Annotated in this window: 16 protein-coding genes; 7 read left to right on the top strand and 9 right to left on the bottom strand. The window is 71.3% G+C overall.

Annotated features, from left to right (window positions below; all coding sequences use genetic code 11):
• Positions 1-28 precede the first annotated feature (28 nt).
• The 3 genes from ACZ6C1_RS23785 (at position 29) to ACZ6C1_RS23775 (ending at position 1,781) form a co-directional block, all read left to right on the top strand.
• Positions 29-523, top strand: coding sequence for a phage holin family protein (locus ACZ6C1_RS23785; RefSeq protein ID WP_469243100.1), 495 nt, complete (start codon positions 29-31; stop codon positions 521-523).
• On the top strand, positions 520-1,452 hold the full coding sequence (locus ACZ6C1_RS23780; protein ID WP_469243102.1) for an alpha/beta fold hydrolase: 933 nt from the start codon (positions 520-522) through the stop codon (positions 1,450-1,452). The genes ACZ6C1_RS23785 and ACZ6C1_RS23780 overlap by 4 nt, the downstream gene beginning before the upstream one ends.
• Before the next feature lie 149 nt (positions 1,453-1,601).
• Positions 1,602-1,781, top strand: a complete 180-nt coding sequence (locus ACZ6C1_RS23775; RefSeq protein WP_469243104.1) for a hypothetical protein — start codon at positions 1,602-1,604, stop codon at positions 1,779-1,781.
• A gap of 127 nt (positions 1,782-1,908) precedes the next feature.
• Here ACZ6C1_RS23775 and ACZ6C1_RS23770 read toward each other — a convergent pair whose 3' ends face one another.
• From ACZ6C1_RS23770 to nth, 3 genes are all read right to left on the bottom strand, one after another.
• Positions 1,909-3,108 (bottom strand): MarP family serine protease, encoded by a 1,200-nt coding sequence (locus ACZ6C1_RS23770; RefSeq protein WP_469243106.1) that lies wholly within the window; start codon positions 3,106-3,108, stop codon positions 1,909-1,911.
• Positions 3,109-3,182: 74 nt separating this feature from the next.
• Positions 3,183-3,851: an NUDIX hydrolase gene (locus ACZ6C1_RS23765; RefSeq protein WP_469243200.1), complete on the bottom strand. Its 669-nt coding sequence runs from the start codon at positions 3,849-3,851 to the stop codon at positions 3,183-3,185.
• Between the two features lie 325 nt (positions 3,852-4,176).
• Positions 4,177-5,508, bottom strand: coding sequence for an endonuclease III (nth, locus tag ACZ6C1_RS23760; protein ID WP_469243108.1), 1,332 nt, complete (start codon positions 5,506-5,508; stop codon positions 4,177-4,179).
• A gap of 252 nt (positions 5,509-5,760) precedes the next feature.
• On the opposite strand from nth, the gene ACZ6C1_RS23755 reads away from it, so the two are divergent.
• Positions 5,761-6,435, top strand: a complete 675-nt coding sequence (locus tag ACZ6C1_RS23755; protein ID WP_014046869.1) for a Crp/Fnr family transcriptional regulator — start codon at positions 5,761-5,763, stop codon at positions 6,433-6,435.
• A 76-nt stretch (positions 6,436-6,511) separates the two neighbouring features.
• Here ACZ6C1_RS23755 and ACZ6C1_RS23750 read toward each other — a convergent pair whose 3' ends face one another.
• The 5 genes from ACZ6C1_RS23750 to ACZ6C1_RS23730 form a co-directional block, all read right to left on the bottom strand.
• Complete coding sequence (locus tag ACZ6C1_RS23750) at positions 6,512-7,396, bottom strand: prohibitin family protein (RefSeq protein ID WP_469243110.1); 885 nt, start codon at positions 7,394-7,396, stop codon at positions 6,512-6,514.
• 165 nt (positions 7,397-7,561) lie between these two features.
• On the bottom strand, positions 7,562-8,392 hold the full coding sequence (locus tag ACZ6C1_RS23745; RefSeq protein WP_469243112.1) for an MBL fold metallo-hydrolase: 831 nt from the start codon (positions 8,390-8,392) through the stop codon (positions 7,562-7,564).
• Positions 8,389-9,258, bottom strand: a complete 870-nt coding sequence (locus tag ACZ6C1_RS23740; protein ID WP_469243114.1) for an NUDIX hydrolase — start codon at positions 9,256-9,258, stop codon at positions 8,389-8,391. Before ACZ6C1_RS23740 ends, ACZ6C1_RS23745 begins: the two co-directional genes overlap by 4 nt.
• Before the next feature lie 579 nt (positions 9,259-9,837).
• On the bottom strand, positions 9,838-10,308 hold the full coding sequence (locus tag ACZ6C1_RS23735) for a RidA family protein (protein WP_469243116.1): 471 nt from the start codon (positions 10,306-10,308) through the stop codon (positions 9,838-9,840).
• Positions 10,305-10,463 (bottom strand): DUF4177 domain-containing protein, encoded by a 159-nt coding sequence (locus ACZ6C1_RS23730; protein ID WP_019992579.1) that lies wholly within the window; start codon positions 10,461-10,463, stop codon positions 10,305-10,307. The genes ACZ6C1_RS23735 and ACZ6C1_RS23730 overlap by 4 nt, the downstream gene beginning before the upstream one ends.
• A gap of 299 nt (positions 10,464-10,762) precedes the next feature.
• On the opposite strand from ACZ6C1_RS23730, the gene bagA reads away from it, so the two are divergent.
• Positions 10,763-11,725 carry an ATPase BagA gene (gene bagA / locus ACZ6C1_RS23725; protein ID WP_469243118.1) on the top strand — a complete coding sequence of 321 codons (963 nt, stop codon included), beginning with the start codon at positions 10,763-10,765 and terminating at the stop codon, positions 11,723-11,725.
• Positions 11,722-13,014, top strand: a complete 1,293-nt coding sequence (gene bagB / locus ACZ6C1_RS23720; RefSeq protein WP_469243120.1) for an ATPase BagB — start codon at positions 11,722-11,724, stop codon at positions 13,012-13,014. The genes bagA and bagB overlap by 4 nt, the downstream gene beginning before the upstream one ends.
• A 327-nt stretch (positions 13,015-13,341) precedes the next feature.
• Here bagB and ACZ6C1_RS23715 read toward each other — a convergent pair whose 3' ends face one another.
• Complete coding sequence (locus ACZ6C1_RS23715) at positions 13,342-13,686, bottom strand: WhiB family transcriptional regulator (protein WP_058940833.1); 345 nt, start codon at positions 13,684-13,686, stop codon at positions 13,342-13,344.
• 566 nt (positions 13,687-14,252) lie between these two features.
• Between ACZ6C1_RS23715 and ACZ6C1_RS23710 the strand changes: the two genes are divergently transcribed.
• Positions 14,253-16,490: a transglycosylase domain-containing protein gene (locus tag ACZ6C1_RS23710; protein WP_469243122.1), complete on the top strand. Its 2,238-nt coding sequence runs from the start codon at positions 14,253-14,255 to the stop codon at positions 16,488-16,490.
• Positions 16,491-16,626: the final 136 nt, after the last annotated feature.

The following is a 16,626-nucleotide window of genomic DNA, read 5'->3' as shown; positions in this document are numbered from 1 at the left end:
ACCGTAGGAGAGAAGAGGGAGCGAGACGATGAGCTACCCCGCCGACAATGGTGGACCTGGTGCGGAGCGCAGTCTCGGCCAGCTGGTCGCCTCGGCGACCGCCGAGATGTCCGCACTGGTGCACGACGAGATCGCGCTGGCCAAGGCCGAACTGCGACAGGACGTCAAGCGCGGCGTGATGGGCGGTGCGGCCCTCAGCGTCGCGGGCGTCTTCGCGCTCTTCTCGCTTCCCGTGCTGAGCTTCGCCGCGGCGTACGGCATCCACAACCTGGGACTCGGGCTCGCCTGGTCCTTCCTGATCGTCGGCGGCGCGTACCTGGTGCTGGCCGGGCTGCTGGCGCTGCTCGCGGTGACCAAGTTCAAGAAGGTCAAGCCGCCGGAGCGGTCCATGGCCTCGGCCAAGCGGACCGCCGCCGTGTTCGGAAACGCCAAGCCGCACCCGCGTGAGGCCGCCGGGCGTCCGATTCGTCCCGCCCTTCCGGTCAAGGACGAGGCCGAGGTTGTGGCACGCTCGTCTGCATGACCGTCCCTGAGAGCAATTCCGGCAGTCCCGTACGTATCGATGGTCCCTGGACACATCGCGACGTGGCGGCCAATGGGGCGCGCTTCCATATCGCCGAGATGGGCGACGGCCCGCTGGTGTTGCTGCTGCACGGATTCCCGCAGTTCTGGTGGACGTGGCGGCACCAGCTGCCCGCGCTCGCCGACGCGGGGTTCCGGGCGGTCGCGATGGACCTGCGCGGCGTGGGCGGCAGTGACCGTACGCCTCGGGGATACGACCCGGCGAACCTGGCGCTCGACATCACGGGCGTGGTGCGGTCGCTCGGCGAACCGGACGCGGCGCTGGTCGGGCACGACCTGGGCGGGTACCTGGCGTGGACGGCGGCGGTGATGCGGCCGAAGCTGGTGCGCCGGCTGGCCGTTTCGTCGATGCCGCACCCGCGACGGTGGCGTTCGGCGATGCTGGCGGACTTCTCGCAGTCGCGCGCCGGCTCGTACGTATGGGGCTTCCAGCGGCCGTGGCTGCCTGAGCGTCAGCTCGTGGCCGATGACGCGGCGTTGGTCGGGCGGCTGATCCGCGACTGGTCGGGGCCGGGCCAGGAGCTGGGTGAGGAGACGATCGACGTGTACCGGCGGGCGATGGCCATCCCGTCGACCGCGCACTGCTCGATCGAGCCGTACCGGTGGATGGTGCGGTCCCTCGCCCGTCCTGACGGGATCCAGTTCAACCGCCGTATGAAGCGCCCGGTGCGGGTTCCCACACTGCACCTGCACGGCTCCCTGGACCCGGCGATGCGTACGCGCAGCGCGGCGGGTTCCGGCGAGTACGTGGAAGCTCCGTACCGGTGGCGGCTGTTCGACGGGCTGGGCCATTTCCCCCATGAGGAGGACCCGGTGGCGTTCTCCACCGAGCTCATCAACTGGCTCAAGGACCCCGAGCCGGACCGGTAGTCGCCCGCCGTGCCCGTCCCCGCGCCTGGGGGGGCACACAGCCGCACGACGAACAGCTCGTATGACGAACAGCCAATTGCCCGGCGCATAGGCCAATTGGCGGCCCCTGGGGCGGTTACCGACCTTGGGGCCCGGGCAGACGTCGGGGTATGGGCTGGACGCACGACTACGCTGACTCAGCACGGAACCGCCGCTCGGCCTCTGCGCCGATTCCCCCGAGGAGCGGTCCACCGACCGGTCAGGGGCCGGATCCCCGACTCGGGATCTCCCGCATCCTCCGCCGCCGAGCCCGCTGGGTCTCGGCCCGCCTCCGGCATACACGCGACTGAACGCGCCTCCGGCGCACGCGCGGCTCGACGCTGCTCCGGCGTACGCGCCGCTGGGCGCTGATCGGGCGTCGCCGTTCCGGCAAGTCCCCGGATCACCGATGCCGGGGCCCTGCCGGGCGGCGGCCGGTCAGAGGGCGCAGCCCTGGCTGTCGACCTGCTGGTTGGCGGTCCGGCCGAGCTCGATGTCCTGGCGGATCTCGTCCGCCGTCAGGGCGTAGCCGGTGTTCGGGTCGTCCAGGGACCTCGCGAAGATCACCCCGTACACCCTGCCGTCCGCGGTGAGCAGCGGGCCGCCGGAGTTGCCCTGGCGGACCGTCGCGAACAGCGAGTACACATCGCGGCGCACCTCGCCTCGGTGGTAGATGTCCGGGCCGTTGGCGTTGATCCGGCCGCGCACGCGCGCCGAGCGGACGTCGTACGCGCCGTTCTCCGGGAAGCCGGCGACGATCGCGTTGTCGCCGCTGCGCGCGTCCGCGTCCGTGAACCGGAGCGGCTTCGCCTCCAGGTCCGGTACGTCCAGTACGGCGATGTCGCGCTGCCAGTCGTACAGCACGACCTTCGCGTCGTACCGCCTGCCCTCGCCCCCTATCTGGACGGTCGGCTCGTCGACTCCACCGACGACGTGGGCGTTGGTCATCACGCGGCGCTCGGCGAAGACGAAACCGGTGCCTTCGAGGACCTTGCCGCAGCTCGGCGCCGTGCCGACGACCTTGACGATGGAGCTCTTGGCGCGGGCGGCCACCGGGCTGCCCGCGAGCGCCGGGTCGGGGGCCCGGACCTCGGTGATCGGCTCGTTGGCGAACGGGCTGAAGACCTGCGGGAAGCCGTTCTGCGCCAGTACGGAGGAGAAGTCGGCGAACCAGGTGGAGGCCTGGGCGGGCATCACCCGCGAGACGCCGAGCAGCACCTTGGAATTCCGGACCTCCTTGCCGAGCGTCGGCAGGGACGTACCGGCCAGGGCGGAGCCGATCAGCCAGGCGACGAGCAGCATGGCCACCACGTTGACGAGGGCGCCGCCGGTGGCGTCCAGCGCGCGGGCGGGTGACCAAGTGATGTGACGGCGCAGCTTGTTGCCGAGGTGGGTGGTGAAGGCCTGGCCCACGGAGGCGCAGACGATCACGATGACGACCGCGATGATCGCGGCGGTCGTCGACACCTTGGCGCCGTCCGTCAGCGGCCCCCAGACGAGCGGGAGGAGATAGACCGCGACGAGGCCGCCGCCGAGGAAGCCGATCACCGACAGGATGCCGACGACAAAACCTTGGCGGTACCCGACGATCGCGAACCACACGGCGGCGACCAGCAGCAGAATGTCCAGCACGTTCACCGTCATTAGCCTCGCAGATTCGTCTCCGGTCGCCCCAGTCGCCCCGTTCGGCTGCGGAGCACAGCGTCAGCCTGTCATGAGCGCCAGTCGAGCGGGACCTGCTTCTCCCGGTCCCAGGGGCGCTCCCAGCCTGCGAAGTGGAGGATCCGGTCGATCACTCCGGCGGTGAAACCCCAGACCAGAGCCGATTCGACCAGAAATGCCGGGCCGCGGTGTCCACTGGGGTGGACGGTGGTGGCGCGGTTGGCCGGGTCCGTGAGATCCGCCACGGGCACGGTGAAGACCCGGGCGGTCTCCGCCGGGTCGACGGCACGGAACGGGCTCGGGGAACGCCACCAGCCGAGGACCGGCGCCACGACGAAGCCGCTGACGGGGATGTACAGCCGCGGCAGCACGCCGAAGATCTGTACGCCGGCGGGGTCGAGGCCCGTCTCCTCCTCCGCCTCACGCAGCGCGGCGCGCAGCAGCCCGTCGGCGTCGGGGTCTCCGTCCTCGGGGTCGAGGGCGCCCCCGGGGAAGGACAGCTGCCCGGCGTGCGAGCGGAGGCTGCCGGCGCGCTCCATGAGCAGCAGCTCGGGGCCGTGGTCGCCCTCGCCGAAGAGGATGAGCACGGCGGACTGGCGGCCGCCGCGCTCGGGCGGCAGGAACCGGCTGAGCTGCTCGGGCGCCACGGTCCGCGCCGCCCGCGCGACCGGCTCCAGCCACTCGGGCAGCCCCTCCTCGGTCACGGTGACCGATGCCAGCCCGTCCCGGCCGCGGGCGGGCGGCTGCGGGCGGGAAGCGGTGGCGGCGGAGGCAGCGGAGGCGGTGGAGGCCCGTGCGGCGGTGGCGGTCGCGGGGGTGGTCGTCGGGGCGGTGCCCCGGGGGTGCGTGGGGACGGGGCGCTCCGGGTGGGCGGGGCCGCGGTGGGGGGTGCGGGGGGCGGTGGGTTCGATGCCGGGTGGCGGGGTCGGCCGGGCACCGGCCGGCGGTGCCGGGCGGTTGGTCCCGCGGTTGTGCGTGTGTTCTTCAGCGCGCGTCATAGGCACCCCCGGCTTCACAACGCGTTTCAGCCACTGATTCGTTCCGTCATTCGTCACCGGCCCCCAGGGGCGCCGCCGGGCGGCCCGGGTAGTCCGGGGGCGGGGCCAGTCGCTGGCCCGGGTAGCCGCCCTTCTCGTACTTCAGGAGCTTCTTCGCCTTCTCCGGGTCCGTCTCGCCCTCCCCGTACGCCGGGCACAGCGGCGCGATCGGGCAGGCGCCGCAGGCGGGCTTCCGGGAGTGGCAGATGCGCCGGCCGTGGAACACCACCCGGTGCGAGAGCATCGTCCACTCGGACTTGGGGAAGATCTCGCAGATCTCCGCCTCGACCTTCTCCGGATCCTCCTGCTCGGTCAGCTTCCACCGCCGGACCAGCCGGCCGAAGTGCGTGTCCACGGTGATGCCCGGTACGCCGAAGGCGTTGCCCAGGACCACGTTCGCCGTCTTGCGGCCCACGCCCGGCAGGCTCACCAGGTCCTCCAGGCGGCCGGGGACCTGACCGCCGAAGTTGTCCCGCAGGGCGGCGGACAGGCCCAGCAGGGACCTGGCCTTGGCGCGGAAGAAGCCGGTGGGCCGGATGATCTCCTCCAGCTCCTCCGGAACCGCCGCCGCCATGTCCTCCGGTGTCGGGTACTTCGCGAACAGCGCGGGGGTCGTCTGGTTGACCCGCAGGTCGGTCGTCTGGGCCGACAGGACGGTCGCGACGAGCAACTCGAAGGGGTTGCGGAAGTCGAGCTCGGGATGGGCGTACGGATACACATCGGCCAGCTCGCGGTTGATCTTGCGAGCTCGGCGCACCATCGCCAGGTGCGATTCCGCCTTCCAGGCCCGCGGCGCCTTCTGCGGCGCACTGCCGGGCGGGGTGGTCGCGGCCGGCTTGGCGGTCTTCGCTGATTTGGCGGTCTTGGCGGTCTCGGTCGCCGTGGCGGCCTTGGCGGTTTTGGTCGCCGTGGCGGTCTTGGCTGCCTTGGTGGTCGTGGGTGGCTTGGCGACCTTTGTCGACTTGGTCGCCGTGGTCGGCCCGGCCGCCTTGGCGGTCGCAGGCGTCCCGGTCGTCCCGGTCGCTCTGGCTGCCCTCGCGGACTTGGTCGCCTTCGCTGCCTTGGCCGCCTCGGCAACCTTTGTCGACTTGGCGGTCGCAGGCGTCCTGGTCGCCCTGGCCGGCTTGGCGGTCTCGGCCGGCTCAGCCTGCCCGGCAGGGGCCGCAGCCGGCTCGGCGGCCCCGGGGGTCCCTGGCGTCGGGACGGGCTCGGGCGGCGCGGCCGCATCGGCCGACCGGGTCGGTTTGGGCGGCTTGGTCGCCTTGACCGCCTTGGTCCCCTTCGTCGGTTTGCCCGCTTTTGCGGCATTCGTCGACACGGGCGACACGTGTTCGCCCACAGCGGAATTCTGTTCCCCGGACACTCTCCCGGCCCCCTCGGCCTGCGCTCTCACCGGCGAATTGGACACCCGGCCAGCCTAAGCGCCACCGCCGACATCCGCCCCGACCATGGTCGATCACGACCCAATCGGGGCCCTGCCGTACGGACACGCGTGCCAGTGCGTCAAACTTGTTGTGATTGATCGCACTGTTTTACCGTCCGGCATCATGGGACCCAACGTCCCTGAGCAGGTCGACATAGGAGAGAACTCGTGGACGACGTTCTGCGGCGCGCCCCGCTCTTCGCGGCGCTCGATGACGAGCAGGCCGCGGAGCTCCGCGCCTCGATGAGTGAAGTGACGCTCGCCCGTGGCGACGCGCTCTTCCACGAGGGCGACCCGGGCGACCGGCTCTACGTGGTCACCGAGGGCAAGGTGAAGCTCCACCGCACGTCCCCCGACGGGCGCGAGAACATGCTCGCCGTCCTCGGTCCCGGCGAGCTGATCGGCGAGCTGTCCCTCTTCGACCCGGGCCCGCGTACCGCCACCGCGACCGCCCTGACCGAGGTCAAGCTGCTCGGCCTCGGCCACGGTGACCTCCAGCCCTGGCTGAACGCCCGCCCCGAGGTCGCCACGGCCCTGCTGCGCGCTGTCGCCCGCCGCCTGCGCAAGACCAACGACCAGATGTCCGACCTGGTCTTCTCCGACGTACCGGGTCGAGTCGCCCGTGCGCTCCTGGACCTGTCGCGCCGCTTCGGCGTGCAGTCCGAGGAGGGCATCCACGTCGTGCACGACCTCACCCAGGAGGAGCTGGCCCAGCTCGTCGGCGCCTCCCGCGAGACGGTCAACAAGGCGCTCGCCGACTTCGCGGGCCGCGGCTGGCTGCGCCTGGAGGCGCGCGCCGTGATCCTGCTGGACGTCGAGCGGCTCGCCAAGCGCTCGCGCTAGTACGCGCACCGCACACGCGGAAGGGCCGCCCCGGGGGAACCGGGGCGGCCCTTCGTCGTACGCGTACCCGCCCGGGTCAGTTCTTCGTGCCGTCCACGATCAGCGGGTTGCCGTTGCCGCCGCCACAGGGGACCGCGTACACCGGGTTCTTGGCGGACGCCTCCTTGTAGGCGTCGATGCACTGGTTCAGCAGGACCTTGTCGGTCAGGGAGTCGTTGAGGATCTTGTTGGCCCGCGCGATGCCCTCCGCCTCGATCCGGCGCCGCTCCGCCTCCGCCTTCGCCGTACGCGCGGCCTCGGTCGCCCGTTCGGTGGCCTGCTGCTGCTGGATCTTGCGGTCGATCTGGCTCTGGAGCTGGTCCGACGGCTTCACGTTGCGCAGATTCACGGTCGTCACGTCGATGCCGCGCGGAGCCAGCCGCTCCTTGATCAGATCGCCGATCTCGGTGTTGATCTGCTCACGGGCGGAGGCGTAGCCCTCCTCGCTCGTGTGGCGGGCGAAGACGTTACGGATGATCTCGCGGCTGTCCGGGAAGACCAGGCGCTGCTGGATGGCCTCCTCGCTCCCGGCCAGCTTGTACAGCTCGACCGCCTTGGCCGGGGTGACCGCCCACTTCACGGTCACCTCCGCGTACATCACGCCGCCCTGCGACGAACGGACCTCCACGACGTCCTTGTCGGACAGGTTCAGGTCGACCGGGCGCGTGGAGAAGGTGGTGACGTTGGTGAACGGCGACGTGAGGTTCATGCCCGACGTCATGGGCGCGCCCACCTTGCCGAACGTGACGGGGACGCCGACCTCGTACGCGCTGATCACATGTACGCAGCTGGTCACGGCGGCGAACAGGCCCGCGATCAGCGCACCGGCGGCGCCGAGCCTCAGACCGCGGCGTTCGGTGCCGCGCGCGACGAAGAACAGCACCACGGCGGCGATGAGCAACAGGATGGACAGGACGAACACGGAAGATCCCCCCAGGGACGGAGCACAGAAGTAAGCGGAGCGTAAAGCATGGGCCATCGCCGCCCCGGACCCAGACCGCGCCCCCCAGGTCGGGCTGTGTTGCCCCGCGGTTCGGTGCCGTCCCCTCAGGTCGGTGCCGCCCCGCAGCTCGGGCCGTGCGGCTCCTCAGATCAGGCCGTGCTCCGTCAGGTACTCAAGCTGCGCCCGCACCGACAGCTCGGCCGCCGGCCACAGGGACCGGTCCACGTCCGCGTACACGTGCGCGACGACCTCGGCGGCCGTCCGGTACCCGTTCTCGACGGCCGTCTCGACCTGGGCGAGCCGGGTGGCACGGTGGGCCAGGTAGTACTCGACCGCCCCCTGGGCGTCCTCCAGGACCGGACCGTGGCCCGGCAGCACGGTGTGGACGCCGTCGTCGACCGTCAGCGAGCGCAGCCGCCGCAGGGAGTCCAGGTAGTCCCCGAGCCGCCCGTCGGGGTGCGCCACCATCGTCGTACCGCGCCCGAGGATGGTGTCGCCCGTCAGCACCGCCCCGTCGGCGGGCAGATGGAAGCTGAGCGAGTCGGCGGTGTGCCCCGGCGTCGGAACGACGCGCAGCTCGAGGCCGCCGACCTCGACGGCCTTCCCGGCGGTCAGCCCCTCGTCACCGAGCCGCAGCGCCGGGTCCAGCGCGCGTACGGCCGTTCCCGTCAGCTCGGCGAACCGCCCCGCGCCCTCGGCGTGGTCCGGGTGCCCGTGCGTGAGGAGCGTCAGCGCGACGCGCTTGCCCAGCTGTTCGGCCGTGTCGATCACCCGCCGCAGGTGCGTCTCGTCCAGCGGGCCCGGGTCGACCACGACGGCGAGCGGCGAGTCCGGCTCGGAGAGGATCCAGGTGTTGGTGCCGTCGAGCGTCATCGCGGACGGGTTGGGCGCGAGGACGTTGACGGCGCGTTCGGTCGCCGGGCCGGAGACCACGGCGCCACGCGGCTGCCCGGGCAGGGAAGCTGCGTCGGTCATGCGTCCCCACCTCCCGTGGCGACCCGCTTGGTGAACTCCTCGTGCCCCGGCCAGCTCAGCACCACCTGGTCACCCTCCAGACGCGCCTGAGCCAGTACGGGGGTGAGGTCCTGGTCCCGGGCCCCCGCCAGTGCCTCGGCGGACGTCCCGTACCCCTCCAGGGCCCTCAGCGTGGCGATCGTCGGCGGCATCATCAGCAGCTCGCCGCGGTCGTACCCCGCCGCGGCCTCCGCCGGGCGGATCCAGACGGTACGGTCGGCCTCCGTCGAGGCGTTGGAGGCCCGCTGGCCGGCCGGGAGGGCGGCCACGAAGAACCACGTGTCGTAGCGGCGGGGCTCGAACTCGGGGGTGATCCAGCGCGCCCAGGCGCCCAGCAGGTCGGAGCGGAGCACCAGGCCCCGCCGGTCCAGGAAGTCCGCGAACGCCAGCTCACGGGCCACCAGAGCGGCCCTGTCGGCCTCCCAGTCGTCGCCTCTCGTGTCGGCGACGACGGAGTCGGCGGTCGGGCCCGCGAGCAGGACGCCGGACTCCTCGTACGTCTCACGCACCGCCGCGCACACGATGGCCTGCGCCTCGGCCGGCTCGTCGACGCCGAGCCGGGCCGCCCACTCGGCGGGCGCCGGACCCGCCCACCGCACGGGATTCTCGTCGCGCGGGTCGACGCCGCCACCCGGATAGGCGTACGCGCCGCCCGCGAAGGCCATCGACGTACGCCGGCGCAACATGTGCACCTCGGGCCCACCGGCGCCGTCGCGCAGCAGCAGGACGGTCGCGGCCCGTCGCGGGGTCACGGCCGTGAGCGTGCCGCCGGCGAGCGCGCGGATGCGGTCGGGCCACTCCGGGGGGTACCACTGACCATTGGGCATGGCCGGATGCTATGCGCATCCGCCGAGATGTTCGAGAGGAAAGGTGGCTACGGCAACGGCCCCGCGCCCAGCCGTGGGCACGGGACCGGAAGCGGCCGGCCCGCGCCCCCGCGACGCGGCGCCGATGCGGGTACGGCCGGACCACGAGCCACGGGCCCACGGACTACGGCCCCGCGGCCCCGGACCGCAGCGCACCACCGGCCGACACACGGAGCAGCAGGCGCACCCGCCCCACACGCGGAACGGAACCGACCCACGCGACGGGCCTAGCGGCCGACGCACGGACCGGCAGAACCGACGTACCCGGCCGTCGCACTGGTCGGAGCACGCGCCGGGAGTACTGGCCCACACACGGAACCGACCCACACGCCGGACGTACCGGCCGTCGCACCGTACCGACGTACCGGCCCGGCACCAGGCGGCGCACCGGACCGACGTACCCGGCCCGGCACCAGGCGACGCACCGGACCGACGTACCCAGCCCGGCGCCAGGCGACACACCGGCCGTCGCACGCGCCGAGGAGGGCCGGGGCCCACCGGGCGCGCCCGGCCGACGCACGGGCCGGCGGAACAGGCCGCTCAGTCCTCGACCAGCTCCACCTGGATCTCGACCTCGACCGGCGCGTCCAGCGGGAGCACCGCGACGCCCACGGCGCTGCGCGCGTGGACGCCCTTGTCGCCCAGGACCTCGCCCAGCAGCTCGCTGGCGCCGTTGAGGACGGCCGGCTGGCCGGTGAAGTCCGACGCCGAGGCGACGAACCCGACGACCTTCACGACCCGGGCGATCCGGTCCAGGTCACCCGCGACCGACTTCACGGCGGCCAGTGCGTTGAGCGCGCAGATCCGCGCGAGCTTCTTGGCCTCCTCCGGGGTGACCTCGCCGCCCACCTTGCCGGTGACCGGAAGCTTGCCGTCCACCATCGGAAGCTGGCCCGCCGTGTACACGTACACGCCCGACCGGACCGCCGGCTGGTACGACGCCAGCGGCGGCACCACGTCCGGCAGGGTCAGGCCGAGTTCGGCGAGCGTCGCCTCCACGCGGCCGGTCACGGCTTCTCCCGCTTCAGGTACGCCACGAGCTGCTCGGGGTTGTTCGGCCCGGGAACGACCTGGACGAGCTCCCAGCCGTCCTCGCCCCAGGTGTCCAGAATCTGCTTGGTCGCGTGCACGAGAAGGGGCACGGTCGCGTATTCCCACTTGGTCATGGAGCCGACTGTAGCCGCTGCCAAAGGCAGCCTCCTGCTCAGGCACCCCAGCCCGAGCGGGGCGGCGGCAGCGCCTCCCGATGCCGCCCCCCGCATGCGCCGCACGTGCCGTCTGCGCCGCACGTGCCGTCTGCGCCCCATGCGCCGTCTGCGCCGCCGTCAGCCGCCCGCGTTCCGCGCCGGAGTCGGTTCTCGCCTCTCCCCCGGCGCCCTTCGGGCACGAGAGGCTCCCGGCCTTGACCCGCCCAAACCGACCCGGGGGCGACTGGCCCACAGCACTACTGGTTAGGCTCGAATACGTGAGCAGGCTCCAGGTCGTCAGCGGCAAGGGCGGTACCGGTAAGACGACGGTCGCCGCCGCCCTCGCGCTCGCCCTCGCGACCGAGGGCAAGCGGACCCTCCTCGTCGAGGTCGAGGGCAGACAGGGCATCGCACAACTCTTCGAGACGGAGGCGCTCCCGTACGAGGAGCGGAAGATCGCCGTCGCGCCGGGCGGCGGCGAGGTGTACGCGCTGGCCATCGACGCCGAGCGCGCACTCCTCGACTACCTCCAGATGTTCTACAAACTCGGCTCGGCGGGCCGCGCCCTCAAGAAGCTCGGCGCCATCGACTTCGCCACCACCATCGCGCCGGGCGTACGGGACGTCCTGTTGACCGGCAAGGCGTGCGAGGCGGTACGCCGCCGGGAGAAACACGGGGGGTTCGTGTACGACTACGTCGTCATGGACGCCCCGCCCACCGGCCGGATCACCCGCTTCCTGAACGTCAACGACGAGGTGGCGGGCCTCGCCAAGATCGGCCCGATACACAATCAGGCCCAGGCGGTCATGCGGGTGCTGAAGTCGCCGGAGACGGCCGTCCACCTGGTGACCCTCCTGGAGGAGATGCCGGTCCAGGAGACCGCCGACGGCATCGCCGAGCTGCGTGAGGCGGACCTGCCGGTGGGTGGCGTCGTGGTCAACATGGTCCGCCCGCACGTACTGGACGAGGACGCGGTACGGGCCGCCGCCGGCGACCACCGCAAGGACATCACCAAGGCGCTCGCCGCGGCGGGCCTCAGCGGTTCGGCCCGGCTGGTCGGCCCGCTCCTCGACCAGGCCGTCGAGCACGCCCAGCGGGTGGAGCTGGAGCGGGAGCAGCGGGAGGCGCTGGCGAAGCTTCAGGTCCCGACGTACGAACTGCCCTTCCTCGGAGAAGGGGCGGACATCGCCGGTCTCTACCGGCTGGCCAAGGAACTCAGGAAGCTCGGGGTGGGTGCATGACTCTCGAAGGGGCTCCCGGCCTGGAGGTCGATCCGCTGCTGGACGACCCGGCGACGCGCATCATCGTGTGCTGCGGCGCGGGCGGTGTCGGCAAGACGACGACGGCGGCCGCCCTGGGCGTACGGGCGGCAGAGCGCGGGCGGAAGGTCGTCGTCCTGACGATCGACCCGGCCCGCCGGCTCGCCCAGTCGATGGGCATCGACCAGCTCGACAACGTTCCGCGCCGGGTCGACGGCATCAAGGGCGGCGGCGAACTGCACGCCATGATGCTCGACATGAAGCGCACCTTCGACGAGATCGTCGAGGGACACGCGGAGCCCGCGCGGGCGGCGGCCATCCTCGGCAACCCCTTCTACCAGTCCCTGTCGGCCGGTTTCGCGGGCACGCAGGAGTACATGGCGATGGAGAAGCTGGGACAGCTACGGGCGCGCGAGGAGTGGGACCTGATCATCGTCGACACCCCGCCGTCCCGATCCGCGCTGGACTTCCTGGACGCGCCGAAGCGGCTGGGGTCGTTCCTGGACGGGAAGTTCATCAAGCTGCTGATGGCGCCGGCGAAGGTGGGCGGCCGGGCGGGAATGAAGTTCCTGAATGTCGGCATGTCGATGATGACGGGCACCCTGGGCAAGCTGTTGGGAGGTCAGCTGCTGCGGGACGTACAGACGTTCGTGGCCGCGATGGACACCATGTTCGGCGGCTTCCGTACGCGGGCGGACGCCACGTACCGGCTCCTCCAGGCCCCGGGCACGGCCTTTCTCGTGGTGGCCGCGCCGGAGCGGGACGCGCTGCGGGAGGCGGCGTACTTCGTGGAGCGGCTGGCGGCGGAGCGGATGCCGCTGGCCGGGCTGGTGCTCAACCGCGTACACGGCAGCGGGGCCGTCCGGTTGTCCGCCGAGCGGGCGCTGGCCGCCGCGGAAAATCTTGAAGAGGGCCGCATTGTGGATCAGGCGGCCGGGAAGACTGGTGTTCGTGGCCCCGAGACCACCTCTCCCGAGCCCGAGGCCCCCGAAACCACAGCAGCAAGCACGGACGTCACGACCGGCGTCGCCACCGCCACCGTCGGCTCCGCCGACACCACGTCGCCCGCCGTCGCGGAACTGACAGCGGGTCTACTTCGCCTGCACGCCGAACGGATGCAGGTGCTCGCGCGGGAAAAGCGCACGCGCGACCGCTTCACCGCGCTCCACCCCGAGGTGGCCGTCACGGAAGTACCGGCGCTCCCCGGCGACGTGCACGACCTGTCGGGCCTCCGCGCCATCGGCGACCGACTCGCGGAAGGGCACGGCTGACCGCGCACGGCACACCGCTGAGGCACCGGGCCCGCTGAACCAGGCAGTGCGCTGTTGACCGCGCACCGCTGACTGGGCAAGCACTGTTGACGGTGCAGGGCACTGTTGACGGCGCAAGGCACCGCTGCCGCGCAAAGCACAGCTACTGAGCAAGACGCCCTGACCGCGCAGCGCGGGCAGCGGCTGAACCGGGCAGCGCACCGCTGACTGGGCAGCACACGGCACGGCTGGCCGTGCAAGACGCCGCCGACTGCGCGGGGCGCCGCTGACCTGCGGGGAACGACTCGTGCCTGTCCCCCTGCTGCTGCTACCTCGTCCGTCCCACGGCTATCCCACTGCCGCGTACGTCTCGTACGTCTCGTCGTCGTCCAGCGCGACGGGCAGGATGCCCGCGCTCCGCTCGTACTCGGTACGCGCGGTCTCCAGCAGCCGACGCCACGACGTGACGGTCGGCCGCCGGCGCAGCAGTGCGCGGCGTTCGCGCTCCGTCATGCCGCCCCACACGCCGAACTCGACGCGGTTGTCCAGCGCGTCGGCCAGGCACTCCGTCCGCACCGGGCATCCGGTACACACGGCCTTGGCCCTGTTCTGCGCCGCTCCTTGTACGAACAGTTCATCCGGATCGGTAGTGCGGCAGGCGGCCTGCGCACTCCAGTCAGCTACCCAGCCCATACCGGCGCCGTCCTCTCCCGAATCGAGGCTCCCCCACGGCGGCAGCGGCATATTCACCGCCACCAGTTGAGGACGTTACGGAAGGTGGGCACAGCGCAACACCCCCTTCGGGCCCAATCTTGAATGGTCCGAACGGACTATGCGTACGCGGCAGATCACCCAGGGGAGTGAGCGCTGGACATGCGTAATAAATGACGCAGTGCGGTGCGTTCTGGGTGAGCCACAAAGGGCACGTGCTGACGCATGAGGGGGAAACGGACATGGTCCCGCGCGGCTCGGGAACGCGCGGGTCATACCGGGGGGCGCGACTGCTGTGACAGGTGTGACCAGCTTAGGCCAAGGCCTGTACGTGTGTCCGGAAAACGAGGAGGGAGCCCCTTCGAAGGCCCCGGAGCCCCGGAGCCGCGGAGCCCCGGAGCCGCGGAGGAGTCCCCGAGGAGGCCCCGAGGCGCCCTCGGGCTCCCGGACCGCTCCGGTCGTGCGCCCATGTCACAACCTGGTACGCGAACATCCCGTAACCCACCCGCTCCCTCGGAACGCCACTACCGACGGATTAGGCTTGCCCCATGCCAAAGAAGCGCTCGGGCGGTGGCCTGACCGGGGCCCAGCAGGCCGCCAAGTTCGTCGGTGTCAGCGTGCTCGCCGGAGCCGTACTGGCCGGCATCGCCCTGCCCGCCGCGGGAGCGCTGGGGCTGGCGGCGAAGGGCACGGTCCAGGGGTTCGACGAGATCCCGGCCAACCTCAAGCGCCCCCCGCTCAGCCAGCGCACCACGATCCTGGACTCGCAGGGCGGGCAGATCGCCACGGTGTACTCCCGTGACCGCACGGTCGTGGACCTCAAGGACATCTCCCCGTACATGCAGAAGGCGATCGTCGCGATCGAGGACTCGCGCTTCTACGAGCACGGCGCCATCGACCTCAAGGGCGTATTGCGCGCGCTCAACCGGAACGCCCAGTCGGGCGGGGTCGCCCAGGGCGCCTCGACGCTGACCCAGCAGTACGTGAAGAACGTCTTCGTGGAGGAGGCCGGCGACGACCCCGACAAAGTCGCCCAGGCCACCCAGCAGACCCTCGGCCGCAAGATCCAGGAGCTGAAGTACGCGATCCAGGTCGAGGAGGAGCTCGGGAAGAAGAAGATCCTCGAGAACTACCTCAACATCACCTTCTTCGGGCAGCAGGCGTACGGCATCGAGGCCGCGGCCCAGCGGTACTTCTCCAAGCCGGCCAAGAACCTGACCCTGGAGGAGTCGGCGATGCTGGCCGGCATCGTCCAGTCGCCGAGCCGCTACGACCCGGTCAACGACGTGCAGGAGGCCACCAAGCGCCGCAACGTCGTCCTGTCGCGCATGGCCGCCGTCGGTGACATCGGCGAGGCGGAGGCCGAGCGGGCCAAGGCCATCCCGATCAAGCTGAAGGTCAGCAAGCCGAAGAACGGCTGCATCACGGCCGTCGACGGTGCCGGCTTCTTCTGCGACTACGTACGCGAGGTCTTCCTTTCCGACCCGGTCTTCGGGAAGAACCGCGAGGAACGCAGCAAGGTCTGGAACCGCGGCGGTCTGACGATCAAGACCACGCTCGACCCGCAGGCGCAGAAGTCGGCGCAGGAGTCGATCAGCAACCACGTCTACCAGACGGACAAGGTCGCCACCGCGGTGACGATGGTTCAGCCCGGCACCGGCAAGATCATGGCGATGGCTCAGTCGAGGCCGTACGGCTTCGGGAAGAACGAGACCCAGATCAACTACTCGGTCAACAAGCGCATGGGCGGTTCGAACTTCGGCTTCCCGGTCGGCTCGACGTTCAAGCCCTTCGTGGCGGCCGCCGCCCTGGAGCAGGGCAAGCCGCCGACCCAGGTGTACTCGTCGCCGTACCAGATGCCCTACCCGTCGTCCGTGTCGACGTGCAGCGGAAAGCCCTGGGTGAACCAGGGGGACAACGTCGAGAACGAGAACGAGTCGGAGGTCGGCCCGTACGCGCTCAAGGACGCGATGGCCAAGTCGGTCAACACCTACTTCGTCCAGATGATCGCCGAGATCGGGATGTGCCCGGTCGTGGAGATGACCAACAAGCTGGGCGTGGTGCAGGGCAACGACGAGAAGCTGCCCGAGGTGCCCGCCATCTCGCTCGGCTCGAAGGGCATCTCGCCGCTGAACATGGCGAACGCGTACGCCACGTTCGCCAACCGCGGCACGTACTGCACCCCGACCGCCATCGAGTCGATCAAGACGGCGGACGGCAAGAGCCTCGAGGTCCCGAAGACGAGCTGTACCAAGGCGATGTCGGAGCGGACGGCCGACACCATCAACTCGCTGCTGCGCGATGTGGTCGACTCCGGTACGGGTGAGAAGGCCGGCCTGACCAGCCGCGACAACGCGGGCAAGACGGGTACGACGGACGCCCGCAAGAACGCCTGGTTCGTCGGCTACACCCCGAACCTGTCCGGCGCCGTATGGGTGGGCAGCCCGAGCCAGGACGTGGAGATGTTCTCCATCAGGATCGGTGGCCGGTACCACGGTGCCGTCTTCGGTGGTGAGGTACCCGGCCCGATCTGGCGGGACGCCATGACCGGCGCGCTCGACGGCCGGGAGGCGCCGCCCTTCGCCGAGGTCCACATTCCCGATGCCCCGAAGGACGGCAAGGGCAAGGGCAAGCCCGGCGACAACAAGCCGGGCGGCGGTGACGGTGACGACGGCGGTGACGACGACAAGCCGGGCGGCGACGATCCCTGGGACGGCATCACCATCCCGCCGGACCTGATCGGCGGCGGCAACCAGCGCGGCGGCGGCAACGGCGGCTGGCGCTGACGCAGACGCAGACGCTGATGACACGCTCACCAGAAAGAGGGGCGGGGGGGGGGGGGGGGGGGGGGGGGGGGGGGGGGGGGGGGGGGGGGGGGGGGGGGAGGGGGGGGGGGGGGGGGGGGGGGGGGGGGGGGGGGGG

This window comes from Streptomyces sp. NPDC041796, assembly GCF_055590785.1.
The sequence above is the reverse complement of the archived record's forward strand: the minus strand, read 5'-3'. Positions and strand labels throughout refer to the sequence as shown.